This window comes from Curtobacterium sp. NPDC087082 (genome assembly GCF_044745045.1).
In the GTDB taxonomy this organism is placed as follows: domain Bacteria; phylum Actinomycetota; class Actinomycetes; order Actinomycetales; family Microbacteriaceae; genus Curtobacterium.
The window spans coordinates 250,234-266,413 of the sequence record NZ_JBIUZN010000004.1 but is presented as its reverse complement, the minus strand read 5'-3'; the positions used below and the strand labels follow the sequence as shown (position 1 = coordinate 266,413).

15 protein-coding genes are annotated in these 16,180 nt (G+C 73.4%); 2 read left to right on the top strand and 13 right to left on the bottom strand.

What is annotated here, in order from left to right; translation table 11 throughout:
- Positions 1 to 5: 5 nt before the first annotated feature.
- The 5 genes from hisF to ACIPEP_RS12535 all read right to left on the bottom strand — a co-directional run bounded on the left by hisF (position 6) and on the right by ACIPEP_RS12535 (position 3,326).
- Complete coding sequence (hisF, locus tag ACIPEP_RS12555; RefSeq protein ID WP_229084985.1) at positions 6 to 770, bottom strand: imidazole glycerol phosphate synthase subunit HisF; 765 nt, start codon at positions 768 to 770, stop codon at positions 6 to 8.
- The gene (gene hisG, locus ACIPEP_RS12550) at positions 767 to 1,606 is read right to left on the bottom strand and encodes an ATP phosphoribosyltransferase (protein ID WP_022906699.1); all 840 of its coding nucleotides are present in this window, start codon (positions 1,604 to 1,606) and stop codon (positions 767 to 769) included. Before hisG ends, hisF begins: the two co-directional genes overlap by 4 nt.
- A 45-nt stretch (positions 1,607 to 1,651) precedes the next feature.
- Positions 1,652 to 1,915 carry a phosphoribosyl-ATP diphosphatase gene (locus tag ACIPEP_RS12545; RefSeq protein WP_031259753.1) on the bottom strand — a complete coding sequence of 88 codons (264 nt, stop codon included), beginning with the start codon at positions 1,913 to 1,915 and terminating at the stop codon, positions 1,652 to 1,654.
- 101 nt (positions 1,916 to 2,016) lie between these two features.
- Positions 2,017 to 2,676 (bottom strand): ribulose-phosphate 3-epimerase, encoded by a 660-nt coding sequence (gene rpe / locus ACIPEP_RS12540; protein ID WP_071296283.1) that lies wholly within the window; start codon positions 2,674 to 2,676, stop codon positions 2,017 to 2,019.
- 47 nt (positions 2,677 to 2,723) lie between these two features.
- Positions 2,724 to 3,326, bottom strand: coding sequence for a TetR/AcrR family transcriptional regulator (locus ACIPEP_RS12535; protein WP_402717445.1), 603 nt, complete (start codon positions 3,324 to 3,326; stop codon positions 2,724 to 2,726).
- A gap of 62 nt (positions 3,327 to 3,388) precedes the next feature.
- On the opposite strand from ACIPEP_RS12535, the gene ACIPEP_RS12530 reads away from it, so the two are divergent.
- Complete coding sequence (locus ACIPEP_RS12530; protein WP_402717444.1) at positions 3,389 to 4,042, top strand: NAD(P)-dependent oxidoreductase; 654 nt, start codon at positions 3,389 to 3,391, stop codon at positions 4,040 to 4,042.
- Positions 4,043 to 4,070: 28 nt separating this feature from the next.
- Here ACIPEP_RS12530 and ACIPEP_RS12525 read toward each other — a convergent pair whose 3' ends face one another.
- Genes ACIPEP_RS12525 through ACIPEP_RS12515 form a run of 3 tightly spaced genes read right to left on the bottom strand, consistent with a single transcriptional unit; the run spans position 4,071 to position 9,551 of the window.
- Entirely contained in the window at positions 4,071 to 5,564 is a 1,494-nt protein-coding gene (locus ACIPEP_RS12525) for an RsmB/NOP family class I SAM-dependent RNA methyltransferase (protein ID WP_402717443.1), read from the bottom strand.
- Positions 5,561 to 6,496, bottom strand: coding sequence for a methionyl-tRNA formyltransferase (gene fmt, locus ACIPEP_RS12520; RefSeq protein ID WP_402717442.1), 936 nt, complete (start codon positions 6,494 to 6,496; stop codon positions 5,561 to 5,563). The genes ACIPEP_RS12525 and fmt overlap by 4 nt, the downstream gene beginning before the upstream one ends.
- Positions 6,497 to 6,554: 58 nt before the next feature.
- Positions 6,555 to 9,551 carry a hypothetical protein gene (locus ACIPEP_RS12515; RefSeq protein ID WP_402717441.1) on the bottom strand — a complete coding sequence of 999 codons (2,997 nt, stop codon included), beginning with the start codon at positions 9,549 to 9,551 and terminating at the stop codon, positions 6,555 to 6,557.
- Positions 9,552 to 9,604: 53 nt separating this feature from the next.
- Here ACIPEP_RS12515 and ACIPEP_RS12510 point away from each other — a divergent pair, with 53 nt between their 5' ends.
- A complete protein-coding gene (locus ACIPEP_RS12510; protein WP_402717440.1) occupies positions 9,605 to 10,063 on the top strand; it encodes a DUF4383 domain-containing protein in 459 nt (152 codons plus the stop codon).
- On the opposite strand, the gene ACIPEP_RS12505 is transcribed toward ACIPEP_RS12510, so the two are convergent.
- The 5 genes from ACIPEP_RS12505 to rpoZ form a co-directional block, all read right to left on the bottom strand.
- Complete coding sequence (locus ACIPEP_RS12505) at positions 10,050 to 11,267, bottom strand: glycine C-acetyltransferase (protein ID WP_402717439.1); 1,218 nt, start codon at positions 11,265 to 11,267, stop codon at positions 10,050 to 10,052. The two genes, ACIPEP_RS12510 and ACIPEP_RS12505, sit on opposite strands and share 14 nt — an antisense overlap.
- Positions 11,267 to 12,316, bottom strand: coding sequence for an L-threonine 3-dehydrogenase (tdh, locus tag ACIPEP_RS12500; protein ID WP_402717538.1), 1,050 nt, complete (start codon positions 12,314 to 12,316; stop codon positions 11,267 to 11,269). Before tdh ends, ACIPEP_RS12505 begins: the two co-directional genes overlap by 1 nt.
- Positions 12,317 to 12,689: 373 nt before the next feature.
- Positions 12,690 to 14,672, bottom strand: a complete 1,983-nt coding sequence (locus tag ACIPEP_RS12495) for a primosomal protein N' (protein ID WP_402717438.1) — start codon at positions 14,670 to 14,672, stop codon at positions 12,690 to 12,692.
- A gap of 9 nt (positions 14,673 to 14,681) precedes the next feature.
- On the bottom strand, positions 14,682 to 15,896 hold the full coding sequence (gene metK / locus ACIPEP_RS12490; RefSeq protein ID WP_070416247.1) for a methionine adenosyltransferase: 1,215 nt from the start codon (positions 15,894 to 15,896) through the stop codon (positions 14,682 to 14,684).
- A gap of 5 nt (positions 15,897 to 15,901) precedes the next feature.
- On the bottom strand, positions 15,902 to 16,165 hold the full coding sequence (rpoZ, locus tag ACIPEP_RS12485; protein ID WP_022906709.1) for a DNA-directed RNA polymerase subunit omega: 264 nt from the start codon (positions 16,163 to 16,165) through the stop codon (positions 15,902 to 15,904).
- Positions 16,166 to 16,180: the final 15 nt, after the last annotated feature.

The window sequence follows — 16,180 nt, the reverse complement described above, 5'->3', positions numbered from 1 at the left end:
GCGGATCAGCGGACGGCGTGCCCGGTCGCGCGCAACGCGGCCTTCACGTCACCGATGGTCATCTCGCCGCGGTGGAAGACGCTGGCGGCGAGGACGGCATCCGCGCCCGCCTCGATCGCGGGGGCGAAGTGCTCGAGCCGACCCGCGCCTCCCGAAGCGATGACCGGGACCGACGCGACCGCGCGCACCGCTGCCACGAGCTCGACGTCGAACCCGTTCTTCGTGCCGTCCGCGTCGATCGAGTTGACGAGGAGCTCCCCCGCGCCGCGCTCGACGGCCTCGCGCGCCCAGGCGAGCGCGTCGAGGTCGGACTCGGTCCGCCCGCCGTGGGTCGTCACGACGAAGCCCGACGGCATCCGGTCCGACCGCTTGATGTCCAGGGAGAGCACGACGGCCTGCGCGCCGAACCGGTCCGCGATCTCGCCGACGAGGTCCGGCCGCGCGATCGCGGCGCTGTTCACGCCGATCTTGTCCGCACCGCACTGCTGTAGCCGCGACACGTCGTCGACGCTCCGGACGCCGCCACCGACGGTGAGCGGGATGAACACCTGCTCGGCCGTGCGCGTCACCGTGTCGTACATCGTCGCGCGGTTCTCGACCGTGGCACCCACGTCGAGGAAGGTCAGCTCGTCCGCGCCCTGCTCGTAGTAGCGCGCGGCGAGCTCGACCGGGTCACCGGCGTCCTGCAGGTCCAGGAAGTTGACGCCCTTGACGACCCGGCCGCCCTTGACGTCCAGGCAGGGGATGACCCGGACGGAGACCCCGGTCACAGTCGTGCGGCGTGGATCGGGCTGACGAGGATGGCGCGCGCGCCGAGGTCGTACAGCGCGTCCATGATGAGGTTCGCGTCGTCGCGCGGGATCATCACGCGGACGGCCGACCAGTCGCGACCGTGCAGCGGCGAGACCGTCGGCGACTCGATGCCCGACGCGACGGCGGTCGCCTGCTCGAGGAGCCCGGTGGGGATGTCGTAGTCGAGCATCACGTAGCCGCGCGCGACGAGCACGCCCTGCAGTCGGCGTCGCAGGACGTCGATGCCGGGGATCGTCTCGTCGGTGGAGATGAGGAGCGCGGTCGACTCGAGGATGACCGGCCCGAAGATCTCGAGCCCGGCCGCCCGGAGCGTGCTGCCCGTCGAGACCACGTCGGCCACGGCGTCGGCGACACCGAGGCGCACGGCGCTCTCGACCGCGCCGTCGAGCTTGACGAGCGTCGCGGTGACGCCGTGCTTCGCGAGGAACTCCCCCACGAGCCCGGGGTAGCTCGTCGCCACCCGCACACCGTCGAGGTCCTGCAGCGTGCTGAACCGGCCGGGCGTACCGGCGAACCGGAACGTCGAGTCGGCGAACCCGAGCGCGTCGACCTCGTGCGCGGCGGATCCGGAGTCGAGCAGCAGGTCGCGGCCGGTGATGCCGACGTCGAGCGCGCCGGAACCCACGTACGTGGCGATGTCGCGCGGGCGGAGGAAGAAGAACTCGACGCCGTTGCGTTCGTCGAGCAGGTGGAGCGCCTTCGGGTCGCGGCGGCCGGCGTACCCGGCCTCGCGCAGCATGTCGGACGCGGTCTCGGACAGGGAGCCCTTGTTGGGCACGGCGATGCGGAGCATCAGGGGGTCTGCTTTCTGGTGGAGGGTCGGCGGCTGATCAGCGGATCAGAGATGTCGCCAGACGTCCGCCGGGGTGAGCCCCTTCGCCACCATGAGCACCTGCAGGTGGTACACGAGCTGCGAGATCTCCTCGGAGGTGCGCTCGTCGCCCTCGTACTCGGCCGCCATCCAGACCTCGGCCGCTTCTTCCACGATCTTCTTGCCGATCTGGTGCACGCCGGCGTCCAGTTCGGCGACGGTGCCGGAGCCCTCGGGGCGCGTGCGCGCCTTCTCGGTGAGCTCCTGGAACAGGTCGTCGAACGTCTTCACGCGCACCAGGCTACCGTCCCCCGCCGACACGGCCGACGTACCGTCCGGACGGGAGGCGCGGCTCGTGTCCGCCACGCCCGTCACCTCGGGCACCGGTCCGGTCACGAGCGTGCTGCCGCGGCCGCCTCGCGCAGGTCCGCGATGCGCGCGGCCGGCTCGCCGCCGTACACCGCGGAGCCCGCCACGAGGGTGTCGGCACCGCTGCGGACCGCCTCGGGCACCGTGTCGACCGCGATCCCGCCGTCGACCTCGAGCCAGACGTCGAGCCCCGATGCGTCGACCGCCGCACGGGCGTCGGCGAGCTTCGGCATCACCGAGCGCATGAACGCCTGGCCGCCGAACCCGGGCTCGACCGTCATGAGCAGGATCATGTCGTAGGCGTCGAGGTGGTGGAGCACCTGGGTGATCGGGGTGCCGGGCTTCACCGCGACGGCTGCCCGGGCGCCGTTCGAGCGGATCGCCGCGGCGGTCGCCACCGGGTCGTCGGCGGCCTCGAAGTGGAAGGTCACGCTCGACGCACCCGTCTCGGCGTACTTCGGCGCCTCGGTGTCGGCGTTCGTGATCATGAGATGGACGTCGAGCGGCACCGGGGAGACCTCCTGCAGGCGCTGCACGATCGGCAGGCCCAGCGTGAGGTTCGGCACGAAGTGGTTGTCCATCACGTCGACGTGCACCAGGTCGGCGGTCTCGATGCGGTGGAGCTCGCGTTCGAGGTTCGCGAAGTCGGCGGACAGGATGCTCGGCGAGATGCGGATCGTCACCCGTCGAGCCTACCGGGGTGCGTCCGTCAGCCCGCTCCGCACCGGCTTCAGTTCGCGCCGACCGCGCGGGAGCCGAGGTCCGAGCGGAGCATCGTCTCCAGCGCGGCGTCCACCAGCCGCTCCCCCTCGGCGCGGTCGATCCGACGCGAGACCACGAGCGCGGCGATCCCCTGCATGGTGGCGGCGAACAGGAGCTTGAACAGGTGCCGGGCGTCGCCGTCGCCGCCGTCCGCCAGCGCGCTCCCCATCGCGCCGTCGAGCACGGCGAACAGCGACGAGGCGGCGGCCTGCACCGACTCGGCCCGGGTGGTCGTCTTCGCCTGGAACATCAGGTCCATCAGCGCGGCGTCGTCGATCGCGAAGTCGACGTACGCGAGGGCGACCCGGCGGAAGCGGTCGTCCAGGTCACCGGCACCGGCCAGCGCTCGGCGCACCGCGGCGGCCAGCCGGTCGAAGCCGAGCTCGGCCACGGCGTCGAGGAGCGCCTGGCGATCGACGAAGTGGCTCCGCGGCGCTCCGTGGCTCACACCGGCGCGGCGCGCGAGGTCACGCAGGGACAGCCCGTCGACACCGTCCTCACGCAGGACCGTCACGGCCTCGTCGAGCAGGACGGCGCGGAGGTTCCCGTGGTGGAAGGGACGATCCGGCATGACTCCACCCTACCCCGCGACTAGGCATTGCCTATTTTCTAGTCAGTGCCTAGATTGGAACCATGACACCCCAACAGCACCTGCTCGTCTTCGGCGCGACGGGCCAGACCGGCCAGCACTTCACGCAGTTCGCCCTCGACGCCGGACACCGGGTGCGCGCCGTCGCCCGCACGCCGGCCAAGCTCACGATCCAGCACGACGACCTCGAGGTCGTACCGGGCTCCGTCCCCGACGACCTCGACCTCGACGCACTGCTGGACGGTGTGACCGCCGTCGTCGTGATGCTCGGGGACGTCGACGCGCAGCGTGGCCGTCTGGTCAACACGCCCTTCGTCCGGGCGCTCGTGCCGGCGATGCGTCGGAGCGGTGCCACCCGCCTGCTCTACCAGGCGGGCGGGTTGAGCGCGCCTCCCGGCCGGCGGCTCGCACCGGTGCTGCGGCTCGTGCGGGCGACGCTCGCCCGCGCGTACCGCGGTCAGCACGCCGACAACGAGGCGGTGATGCGCTACCTCGACGCCGAGGCGCGGGACATCGCCTGGACGGTGCACCGGGCCGGCATCGGCTCGGACGGCCCCGCGAAGGGCGAGCTCCGCCGCTCGGCGCGGTGGATCAGCATCGCGACCTTCCGCGACTGCGCCGCGTACAACCTGCGGGCGCTGTTCGACGAGGACGCCGTGCACACCTGCGACGGGAGCGCGTACCGCCGGTCTCGCTGAGCCGGCGGCCTGCTGCTGGGCTCTCGTGCTACGCGACGCGCCGGAACAGCGCGATGAACATCGCGTCCGTCCCGATCCGGTGCGGCCAGAGCTGCACCGTGTCCCCGTCGGCCACCCGCGGGTCCCGCGCAGCCACGGACCGCACGACGGACGCGGTGTCGAGCTGCTCGAGCTCGCCACCGTGCCGCGCCATCAGGGCGTCGACCTGGCCGCGGGTCTCCGCCAGGTGCGGCGAGCACGTCACGTACGCGAGGGTCCCGCCCGGTGCGAGCACCCGCACGGCGGCGTCGAGCAGCTCGGCCTGCAGCGCGGCAAGCTCGGGGACGTCCTCGGGCTGCTTGCGCCACCGGGCCTCCGGACGACGCCGGAGCGCTCCGAGTCCGGTGCACGGCGCGTCGAGCAGGATCCGGTCGAACGTCACCCCGGCGCCGTCGCGACCGAAGCGCCGACCGTCGCCCTCGACCACGGTCACGCCGTCACCGGCGCCCGCGAGGGCCTTCCGCACGAGTCCGGCACGCGCCGGCACGAGTTCGTTCGCCACGAGGGTCGCCCCGCCCTGTGCGGCCTCGGCCGCGAGGAGCGCCGCCTTGCCACCGGGCCCGGCGCAGAGGTCGAGCCACCGCTCCCCCGGCCGGATCGCCGACGACCGGCTGAGCGCCAGTGCCGCGAGCTGGGAGCCCTCGTCCTGCACGCGGAGCCGTCCGGCGGTGACGCCCGGCACGCGGGCCGGGTCGCCGGAGATCCCGCGGATGCCGACGGGCGAGACCGGCAGGTCCGCCTCGGGGTCCGCGAGCGGTTCGGGAGGCGCGACCTGCGTCTCGTCGTCGGCGTCCGTCTCGTGTTCGGTCGCGGTCGCGGCGTGGGCCCGGGCAGCGGCGACGTCCTCGTCGGTGGCCAGCCCGGGCAGCGCGGCGAGCTGCACCCGGGGTGCGGCGTTGTCGGCCGCCAGGAGCGCGGCGAGCTCGTCCCGCGAGCGTTCGGCAGCGAGGGCGTCCCGCAGCGCGGACACCACCCACGTGGGGTGCGACCACCGGGTGGCGAGCAGTGCGTCCCCACCGCGGCCCTCGGTGATGAGCGCGTCCCACTCGTCGTCGGTGCGTGCGGCGACCTTGCGCAGCACGGCGTTGACGAAGCCGGTGGCGCGGCGGGCACCGACCTCGCGGGCGAGCTCGACCGTGGCGTCGACGGCGGCGTGCGTCGGGGTGCGCATCCCGAGCAGCTGGTGGGCGCCGAGCCGGAGGACGTCGAGCACGTCGGACTCGACGTTGTCGATGCGACGACCGGAGGCGAGGGCGATGATCGCGTCGTACCGGCCGAGCATCCGGATCGACCCGTAGGTCAGCTCGGTGGCGAACCCGGCATCGCGCGCGGAGAGCCCGGCGCGGCGGATCCGGGTCGGGAGCAGGAGGTTGGCGTAGGCGTCGTCGACCTGCACCGCCCGCAGCACGTCGAAGGCCACACGGCGGGCACTCGTCTGCCGCGGTCCGTGGTGCCGGCGCTGCCCGGTGTTCGCGGCGCTCACGCCAGGACCTTCCCGTCGAGGGAGCCGAGGCCCCGGGCCCAGGCGGCGGCGTCCATCGCCTTCTTGCCGGCGGGTTGCACCTCGGTGAGCACGAGCGGGTCGTCGGCGGTCCCGACGAGCAGCCGACCGCCCTGGACGCTGAGCGTACCGGGGGCGAGCGACGGGGCGGGGTCTGCCACGCCTCCTGGCAGTCGGTTGCTGCGGAGCAGCTTGACGCGGGTCTCGCCGAGGTGGGCGTACGCGCCGGGCTCGGGCGTGACGCCGCGCAGGCGTGCGTGCACGACGGTGGCCGGTGCGGCGAAGTCGATGCGACCGTCATCGATGGTCAGCTTCGGGGCGAGGGTGGGCTCGCCGGTCTGCTCCACGGCGACCGCGGTGCCCGCGGCGATGTCGTCGACGACGCGGACGACGGTCTCGGCGCCGGTCTCGGCCATCGCGGCGAGGACCTCGCCGGAGGTCGCCTCGGGGTCGATGTCGAACGGGTCGCTCGCGTACACCGGACCGGCGTCGAGCGCCTCGACGAGCTGGAACACCGTCGCGGCGGTGCGGGTGTCGCCGGCCATCACCGCGCGCTGGACGGGGGCGGCGCCGCGGTACTGCGGCAGGTCCGAGAAGTGCAGGTTCACCCAGCCGAGCCGCGGGGCGTCGAGCGCCGGGCGTCGGAGCAGGGCGCCGTACGCGACGATGACGCCGAGGTCGACCCCGAGGTCGGCGATGCGGGCGGTGACCTCGTCGTCGACCCGCGACGCCTCGATCACCGGGAGGCCGAGCTCCTGTGCGACCTGGGCGACGGGGGTCGGGGTGAGGACGCGCTTCCGGCCCTGCGGGGTCGCCGGACGGGTGAGCACCGCGGCGATCTCGTGCTCGGACGCCGCGAGGCGGCGGAGGGTGGGGACGGCCGCAGCGGGGCTGCCGGCGACGACGAGACGCATGGGTTCGATCCTCCCATGTTCCCCACGTGCTCCGCGTCCGACGGCAGCTCGGATCGTGTCAGGACCACTGGTCGCGGAGCACCGGCGCGGCCGTGGCGGCACCCGACGTCCGGCGAGCACGGACCAGCAGCACGAGCGACTCCGGCGAGTCGATCTCGTGGAGGCGGCACGGACCGACCCGGCGGCTCCAGTCGGCGGCGAACGCCTCGGCATCGGCACGGCGACGTCCCACGGCCGCCGGCACGGCGAAGTACCGGTCGCCCGGGGTGACCGCGCGGGCCACGGCCAGTGCCACGACGAGCAACGGTGCCCGCCGCACGGTCGCGCGCTCGGTGCGGCTGACCTGCAGCAGGAAGCGCGGGGTCCGCACCGGGCCGAAGAACTCGGCGAGCGCGCCGGTGACGACGCGGCGGTCCTCGGGGCGTGCGCCGAGCACCTCCATCGTGAAGCTCTGCGGCACCTTCCCCGCCATCTGCGCGGTGACGCGGACGTCCCCCTCGCCGAACGCCGGGACCCGACCGGCCCGGTGCAGTGCGTCGACGACGACCCGGACGGCTCTGCGGTAGGCGCCGACGGTGCTGAACCGCTGGCGGAGGGCGAGGCCGAGCTGTCGGGCGACGGGCCAGACGAGCAGGACGGCGAGACCGATGACGACGAGGAGCCCGAGCACGCCGGGCACCGAGCCGAGCCGCCAGAGGGCGACGATGCCCCGAGCGGACTCGGCGAGCAGCCAGAGGACCGCGCCGAGGACGACGGCGAGCACGAACTCCGCGGTCGGTCCGGTGCGGAACGGCTGCGTCCGTGGTTCCTCGACGACGGTCGCCGTGCTCTCGCGGTCGGCGTAGGGCTCGCCCACGCGCCAGGCGGCCCAGCTGTCGGCCCGGGTGGGGAGTTCGGCGGCGATGGTCTCGTCGAGGGCCCGGACGGTCTGCCGCTCGTCCTTGGCGACGAGTCCGGCGAGCCGGCGGGCCTGTCCGTCGGTGAGCGCGATCGACGTGCCGCGGACCACCTGCGCAGAGTCCGAGCGGAGCAGTCCCCAGATCTGTTCGTGCTTCCGGCGCATCCGGGAGACGTCCGGGGCGGCGTCGAGCGGGACGTCGGCCGGGACGACGGCGGTGACGGTCCAGTTGTGGGCGACCTTGCGGGGCCACGCCGGGTCGAGGCGGAGCGTGCGACCGCGGAGCTGCTGGGTCGCCGACGAGGTCGCGACGGCGGTGAGGTCGATGAGCGTGTTCACGGCGGGGCAGTCCCAACCCTCGCCGAGGAGGCCACGGGTACCGACGACGAGTCGGGTGGTGCCGTCCGTGAGCAGGGCGGAGACGGCGGCCAGCACGGCGGCCGATCCGGCACCGGGGGTCTCGACGCTGAGCACGTGCGGGTCGTCGGGCACCGGCTCCGTGCTGCAGGTCGTGCCGAGGCGCTGCTCGAGTGCGGGGAGCAGGACGTCGGCGTCCCGGGTGGCGATCCGGAGGTGGCGTGCGGTGACGAGCACGGGGCGCAGCGGCACGGGGTGGTCCTCCGTCGCGACCGTGGCGAAGGTCCGGAGTGCGCCCGCGGCGGGGACGGCGCTCCCCCGGGTGTTGCCGTGGGTGGCGTGGTCGGTCACCACGACCGCCCGGACCCGGTCGGCGGCGTCCTGGGAGAGTTCGAGGTGGAGCAGGTCGACGACGGCGCGGTCCTTCGCGGCGGACGATGCGAGCACCGTGTCGATCGGGTCTCGGCTCCGTCGGACGCCGCGGTCGGTCAGGGTGAAGCCGAAGTCCACGATCGAGCGCTTGATGCGCTGCCACTGCTCCGCGCGGTCGGGGTCGGGCAGCAGTCGGTCGAGGGCGTAGCGGGCGAGGACCCGGATCCGCCCCTCGGCGTCGGGGGCGCGTCGGACGTCGTCGGGCAGGAGTGCGAGCAGCGGGTGGTCGGGGCGGAACTCGGCGAGGGTGCGTGCGGCGGCCTCGGCGACGGGGAAGTCGGCGGCGAAGGCTGCGGCGAGCCGTTCCTCGGCGGTGGCGGGCCGCGTGCCGGGGTCTGGTTCGGGGACCGCGCCGGTGCTGGTCTCCGGTTGCAGCGTCGTCTCGAGCCAGTCGATCCCGTCGGGTTCGGCGAGCGCCCCGCGGATCAGCGCGGCGAGTCGGCGTTCGTGGTCGCGCAGGAAGGCGAGCTCGTCCGGGGTCGGCTCGACGAACCAGACGTGGTCGCGGTAGGGCGCGAGGTTGCCCTCCTTCACGACGGCGGGTGTCGGCACTTCGTGGTCGACGTCGCCGAGCAGTGCAGTGTAGGTGTCGTGGGCGTCGCGGTCGTCGGTGGACGGCAGGGTCGCGGTCAGGCCGATGACGACCGGTTCGCGGCCGGACGCGCGGATGCGGCCGAGCAGGTAGGCGACCACCAACGCCCAGTGGTCGAGGAGGTGGTGGCACTCGTCGAGGACGACGGTCTCGACGCCGTGTGCCACGAGCCGGTCGACGAGTGCGCGGGCGTTCGGGTGCAGGGCCTCGGCGAGGCGCTCGGGGTCCTCGCGCGCGAGCCGCTTCCGGATCGCGCGCGAACGGCGACGGACGCCCTTCCGGAACGCTGCCGGGTTGCTGGTGCGGAGGTCGTCGATCCACCGTGCCGCGGCCGCGTCGTCCCGTCCCCCGTCGACGAGTTCGCGACGCCAGTCCGCGGTGGCGAGGTCGGTGAGCGGACTGCCGGTGTCGAGGACGGAGAGCATCTGGTAGGTCAGCGCGGTGAGGTCGCCGGGGCGGTCCGGGTCCTCGGACACCGTCGCGTCGCCGTGCAGGGCCGACGCCGATCGGGCCCACTGCGAGCGGATCGTCGCGGTCGGCGCGAGCACGAGGGCGCGCGCACCGTGGCGTCCGGCGAGGAGCAGCCCGAGCAGGGTCTTGCCGGCACCCGGCGGCGCGACGACGTGGACGGGGTCGCCGGGTTCGACCGGCACCCGGTCGAGGACGTCGCGTTGGTACGTGCGCAGCGTGCCCTGGTAGCGCCAGCTGGCGAGCGGGAGCGTGCGGGCCCCCGGGCGGTCGTTCGTGCGGTCGTTCGTGCGTTCCCCCGTCGTCACCGTCCGAGTCTCCCACGGGTACCGTCGCCAGCAGCCGAACGAGGAGGTTCCACATGTCCGACGTCACCACGTCCACCAACCGCTACGCGGGCTCGAGCATCCAGGCGATCGCACTCGTCGTCGGGGTCGTCTTCCTGCTCGTCGGGATCGCCGGGTTCGTCCCCGGGCTGACGACGGGCGACCTCGGCGGGGCGGGGCACGGCTCGATGGCGATGCTGCTCGGACTGTTCCAGGTGTCGGTGCTCCACAACGTCGTGCACCTGCTGTTCGGGGTCGTCGGACTGCTCGCGGCGCGGTACGCGACCGGGTCCCGCATGTACCTCGTGATCGGTGGCGTCGTCTACTTCGTGCTGTGGGTGTACGGGCTGTTCACCGCCGGACACGACTTCGGGGCGAACTTCGTGCCGCTGAACTGGGCGGACAACTGGCTGCACCTGGTGCTGGCGATCGGGATGGTGGCGCTCGGCGTGGTCTTCCCGCGCGAGCGCCACACCGCCGTCAGCGCGGGCTGACCGCGTCGCCGCTCGGACCCGCGGCCGCTCGCGCCGCCGCTCGCGCCTCGGTGAAGGCCGTCACGCACCGCCGGACCTGCTCCTCGGTGTGCGCCGCCGAGAGCTGCACCCGGATCCGTGCCCGGCCCTTCGGGACCACCGGGTAGCTGAACGCCGTCACGTAGATCCCGCGCCCCTGCATCTCGTCGGCGATCCGCGCGGTCAGGGCCGCGTCGTGGAACATCACCGGGACGATCGGGTGCTCCCCCGGCAACAGCTCGAACCCGGCGTCGGTCATGAGCGACCGGAAGCGTGCCGCGTTCGCCCGCAGCCGCTCGCGCGCGTCGTCCGACCGCTCGATGAGGTCGAGCGCTGCGACCGTCCCCGCGGCGATCACCGGCGCGAGCGAGTTCGAGAACAGGTACGGACGGGACCGCTGCCGCAGCAGGTCGACGATCTCCTGGCGGCTGGCGACGTACCCGCCGCTCGCACCCCCGAGTGCCTTGCCGAACGTGCCCGTGTACACGTCGACCCGGTCCGCGACGCCGCACAGCTCGGGCGTCCCCCGGCCGTGCTCGCCGACGAACCCGACGGCGTGCGAGTCGTCGACGATGACGAGGGCGTCGTACCGGTCCGCGAGGTCGCAGATCTCGGCGAGCGGGGCGATCGAGCCGTCCATCGAGAAGACGCCGTCGGTGACGATCGCGCGGAACCGGGCGTCCCCGGCGGCGACGAGCTGCGCCTCGAGGTCCTGCACGTCGCGGTTGCGGTACCGGTACCGCTGCGCCTTCGACAGCCGCACGCCGTCGATGATCGAGGCGTGGTTCAGCTCGTCCGAGATGATCGCGTCCTCCGGCCCGAGGAGCACCTCGAACAGGCCGCCGTTCGCGTCGAAGCACGACGAGTACAGGATCGTGGCCTCGGTGCCGAGGAACGCCGACACGCGACGCTCGAGGTCGAGGTGGAGGTCCTGCGTGCCGCAGATGAACCGGACGCTCGCCATGCCGTAGCCCCACCGGTCGAGGGCGTCCTTCGCCGCGTCGACGAGATCGGTGGAGTCGGCCAGCCCGAGGTAGTTGTTCGCGCAGAAGTTCAGCAGCGGAGCACCGTCCGCCTCGATCGCCGCACGCTGCGGACCGGCGATGCCGCGCTCCCGCTTCGTGAGCCCGGCGGCCTCGATGCCCGCCAGCTCGGCCGTCAGGTGGTCCTTGATCGCGCCGTACATCAGATCTCCGTCCAGTCGATGACGACCTTGCCGCCGTCCGCGCTCGCCGCCGCGGCGAACGCTGCCTCCCAGTCACGCGCCGCGAAGCGCCCCGAGACGATCGAGGCGATGCGGTCGCGCAGCACCTCGCTCGTCTGCAGCATCGAGCTCATGGTCTGCCACGTCTCGAACATCTCGCGGCCGTAGATGCCCTTGACCGTGAGCATGTGCGTCACGACCTTGCCCCAGTCGACCGCGATCTCGCCGGTCGGGAGTCCGAGCATGGCGATCCGCCCGCCGTGGTTCATGTTGTCGACCATCGCCGGGAGGGCGGTCGGCGCGCCGGACATCTCGAAGCCGACGTCGAACCCCTCGCGCATGCCGAGCTGCTCCTGCGCCGCCCGGATCGGGTCACCGGCGGCACCGACGTCGACGCCGAGGTCGGCGCCCATCGCCGTCGCCATCGCCAGGCGCTCCGCACTGAGGTCGGTGCCGACCACGAACCGGGCACCGGCGTGCCGAGCGACCGCGATCGCCATGAGGCCGATCGGCCCGCAGCCGGTGACGAGCACGTCCTCGCCGACGACGGGGGACGCGAGCGCCGTGTGCACCGCGTTGCCGAGCGGGTCGAACAGGGCGCCGACCTCGGGGTCGACGTCGGCGTGGTGCACCCACACGTTCGCGCCGGGCAGCGTCAGGTACTCCGCGAAGGCGCCGTCCCGCTGCACGCCGAGGCCCTTCGTGCGGATGCACATCTGGCGTCGGCCGGCCCGGCAGTTCCGGCACGTGCCGCACACGATGTGGCCCTCGCCGGAGACCCGGTCCCCCACCGCGACGTCACGCACGGCGGAGCCGACCTCGACCACCTCGCCGAAGAACTCGTGTCCGGGGACCAGCGGGGCCGTGACCGCCGAGGCCGCCCAGTCGTCCCACCGCCGGATGTGCAGGTCGGTCCCGCAGATCCCGGTGCGGAGGACCCGGATGAGGACCTCGTCCTCCGTCGGGACCGGTACCGGCCGCTCGGTCATGATCAGTCCCGGAGCAGCGTCCGGCTTGTACAGCGCCCTCATCGGCGTCATCCGCGTCACCTCGTCGTGCGTGATGTGTGTCGTCGGCGGCTCGTGACCGCCGTCGTCCACCCTGGCACAGGTCGCGCGCGCGGGCCGCGCATGTCGCATGCACGGCGTGGGCGCGGGCGCCCGGGCGGCCGGTGCGTGCGCATGCTTCGACGAAACACGCGTCGATCGAGCGGCGGAACGTCGGAACATGCGCACGCAGACGGTGCGTGCGCATGTGGCGACAGAACACGCGTCGATCGACGGGCGGAATGTCGGAACATGCGCGCGCGGGCAACGCGCGGCAGGCGGCACGCGGCAGGCGCCCTGGAGGCACGGCGCACGACCGGCGCGACGGCCCGCGCCCGGCAGCGCGCGGCCGGCCGGGTCAGACCTCGCTGAAGGGCTCCGCGTCGTCGAGCCGCACCCGGAGCGCCGGCGCCGCCCGACGTCGGTTCCCCCCGGGCAGCACCCGCCGCGTGGACGCGCGCCGGATCACCTCAGCCTTGAGGGTCGCCGCCACCTCGGCACCGTGCGCGTACGGGAAGCGCACGATCGCACGGACGGTGCCCGGGAGCGCGTCGTCCTCGACCGGCACCGGACCGAGCACGGCGCCGACCGTGAGACCGTCGAGCGCCTCGACCGCGGCCGTCACCGCCTCGTCCGTGCCCGTCAGCGTCGCGATCCGCACGGCCGGTGGGAAGTGCAGCTCGCGGCGGTCGGCGAGCTCGTCGTGCGCCGGACCGTCGAGCCGCCACAGCGCCATGGCCGTCGCGAGCTTCCCGCCGATGCCGACGAGGTACGCCTCGGCGCCCGGGGCTCCCTTGGCGGCGGCGTTCGTCCAGAAGCGCAGGACGTCCTCCTGCACGCGGAGCCCCTCGCGCGCGAGCATGCGCTCCCCGTCGAGCAGGAGCACGCACACGTACCCGCCCGGGACGCTCGGCTCGGCACCGCGGGTGGCGACCACGACCGAGGGGCGCGCCGGGACCTCGTCGAGCGGACGGGAGCCGTCGGCCACCACGATGCGGGTGCCCGGGAACGCCCGACCGAGCTCGTCCGCGGTGCGCTGCGCCCCCTGCCCGACCGGCTTCACCGTGCCGTTCCCGCACGTCGGGCAGCGGAACCCGACCGCCAGCGCGCCGCAGAACCGGCACTGCGGCGTCGCGCCCCGGTGCGGGCTGCCGAGCGGACCGCCGCAGATCCGGCAGTGCGCCCGCTCACCGCACTCGGCGCAGACGAGTCCGGTGCCGAACCCCGGACTGGCGACCTGCACGAGGACGGCTCCGTGCTGGCTGGCCTCGCGCGCGGCACGCCACGCCGAGCTCGGGATGCGGGCCTGTGCCGCGTACCCCTCGGCACCGGTCTGCTGGACGGTCGGGATGACCTTGGGTGTCTTCACCCGGTACGGCGTGACCTCCTGCAGCCAGTGCAGCTCGACGAGCCGTTGCACGTCGGTGCTCCGGGCGTGCGACAGGAACAGCAGCGCGGCCCCGGACTGCGCGGCCCGGACGAGGGCGACGTCCCGGGTGTGCACGTACGGGGCACGCGGCTCGATGAACGAGGCGTCCCCGTCGTCCCACATGGCGATGAGTCCGAGCTCGGTCGCGGGCGCGTACACCGCCGTGCGGTTGCCGATCGCGACGACCGCGTGGGTCCTCGCCTGCAGCAGGGCCTTCGCCCGCTGCCCGTTCGTCTGCTTGGCGTCGAACCGGACGACCCGTTCCGGCGGCAGCACCGCGAGGAGCGCACGCTCGAGGTCGGTGACGTCGCGGAAGTCCGGCACGGCGATCACGGCCGACTGCTCCGCGGCGACCGTGTGCGCCGCCGCCTGGGCGAGCGTGGCGGCCCATCCGGGGACCCAGACCGGCGCGTCGGCGGCACCGAGCGCTGTCGGGTGGGGGACGGCGGCGACCGCAGCGCGACCGTGGTCGGCGACCAGCGCCTCCAGGACGCCGTCGGCGTAGCCGGTGACGGGCGGCGGCTCGACCGCCGGCGGCGACCACGCGGTGTCGCGCGCCAGCCAGGCCTTCTCGGCACGGACCTGGCGCGTCGGCACGGCGAGCCGGAGCACGTCGGACGCCACCCCCGCGGCACGGTCGGCCACGGCGCGCGCGAGCGACCAGATCTCCGGCGCGAGCACCGGCACCGGGGAGACGACCGTCTCGATGGCACTGAGCTCACCCGGGTACTCACCCTCGGTGACGATCTCGACCACGTAGGCGTCGGACATGCGCGCACCGGTGCGGAGCGGCACCTTGACCCGCACCCCCGGCACGCAGTCATCCTCGAGCCCGTCCGGCACCCGGTAGTCGAACAGACGGTCCAACTGCGGGAGCGGCGAGTCGAGGACGACGCGCGCGACGGTGGTCACGCCGAGGCCTCAGACGGCAGCGGCGACGAGTCCTGCGGCGGCGCGGAGTTCCTCGACGCGGTCGAGCTGCTCCCAGGTGAACCCGGGGAGCTCGCGGCCGAAGTGCCCGTACGTCGCGGTCTTCGCGTAGATCGGACGGAGCAGGTCGAGGTCGCGGATGATCGCGGCCGGCCGGAGGTCGAAGACCTGCAGGATCGCGGCCTCGATCGTGGCGTCGTCGACGTGTCCGGTGCCGAACGACTCGACGTAGAGCCCGACGGGCTTCGCGCGGCCGATCGCGTAGGCGACCTGCACCTCGAGCCGGTCGGCGAGGCCCGCGGCGACCGCGTTCTTCGCGACCCAGCGCAGCGCGTAGGCGGCCGAGCGGTCGACCTTCGAGGGGTCCTTGCCGCTGAAGGCGCCGCCACCGTGGCGGGAGGCACCGCCGTAGGTGTCGACGATGACCTTGCGTCCGGTGAGGCCGGCGTCGCCCTGGGGGCCGCCGATCTCGAACCGGCCGGTCGGGTTCACGATGACGTCGACGTGCGACGAGTCGAGGTCGACCTGGGCGAGCACCGGACGGATCACGTGCTCGGTCACCGCGGCGGTGAGCTCGTCGAGCGTGACGGACGGCGAGTGCTGCGTGGAGAGCACGACGGTCTCGACGGTCTTCGGCACGACGCCGTCGTACCCGACCGTGACCTGGGTCTTGCCGTCGGGACGCAGGAACGACAGCTCGCCGGACTTGCGGACCGCGGCCAGTCGCTCGGCCAGGCGGTGCGCCAGCCAGATCGCGACCGGCATGTACTCGGGGGTCTCGTTCGTCGCGAAGCCGAACATGATGCCCTGGTCGCCGGCGCCCTGGCGGTCGAGCGGGTCCACGCCGGCACCGGAGCGCGCGTCGAGGGACTCGTCGACACCTTGGGCGATGTCGGGCGACTGCGCACCGATCGAGACCTCGACGCCGCAGGTGTGGCCGTCGAAGGAGACCTCGGACGAGTTGTAGCCGATGCCCGTGATGACGTCACGGACGAGCTTCGGGATCTCGACGTAGCCCGAGGTCGTGACCTCGCCGGCGACGTGCACGAGTCCGGTGGTGACCATCGTCTCCACCGCGACGCGTGCGTGCGGGTCGACGGTCAACAGCGCGTCGAGGATCGTGTCCGAGATCTGGTCGCAGATCTTGTCGGGGTGCCCCTCCGTCACCGACTCGGACGTGAAGAGGCGCAGGCTGCTGCTCGTCACCGCGGTCAGTCGGTGGGCTGCTGCTGCTTGGTGACGGTGAGCTTGTCCTCGTTGATCTCGTGCAGTGCGACGGACAGCGGCTTGTCGTCGATCGTCGAGTCGACCAGCGGGCCGACGTTGTCGAACAGCGAACCCTCGTGCAGGTCGGCGTAGTAGTCGTTGATCTGTCGCGCGCGCTTCGAGGCGAAGATGACGAGCGCGTACTTCGACTCCACCTTGGCGAGCAGGTCGTCGATGGGCGGGTCGATGATGCCCTGGGGGTTGGCCATGGTGTCTCCAGTCGA

Coding starts and splice junctions, on each gene's coding strand:
- ACIPEP_RS12510 (WP_402717440.1), top strand. CDS start 9,605: ATGTCCGACGTCACCACGTCCACCAACCGCTACGCGGGCTCGAGCATC.
- tdh (WP_402717538.1), bottom strand. CDS start 12,316: ATGAGGGCGCTGTACAAGCCGGACGCTGCTCCGGGACTGATCATGACC.
- ACIPEP_RS12530 (WP_402717444.1), top strand. CDS start 3,389: ATGACACCCCAACAGCACCTGCTCGTCTTCGGCGCGACGGGCCAGACC.
- fmt (WP_402717442.1), bottom strand. CDS start 6,496: ATGCGTCTCGTCGTCGCCGGCAGCCCCGCTGCGGCCGTCCCCACCCTC.
- rpoZ (WP_022906709.1), bottom strand. CDS start 16,165: ATGGCCAACCCCCAGGGCATCATCGACCCGCCCATCGACGACCTGCTC.
- hisG (WP_022906699.1), bottom strand. CDS start 1,606: ATGCTCCGCATCGCCGTGCCCAACAAGGGCTCCCTGTCCGAGACCGCG.
- ACIPEP_RS12505 (WP_402717439.1), bottom strand. CDS start 11,267: ATGTACGGCGCGATCAAGGACCACCTGACGGCCGAGCTGGCGGGCATC.
- ACIPEP_RS12535 (WP_402717445.1), bottom strand. CDS start 3,326: ATGCCGGATCGTCCCTTCCACCACGGGAACCTCCGCGCCGTCCTGCTC.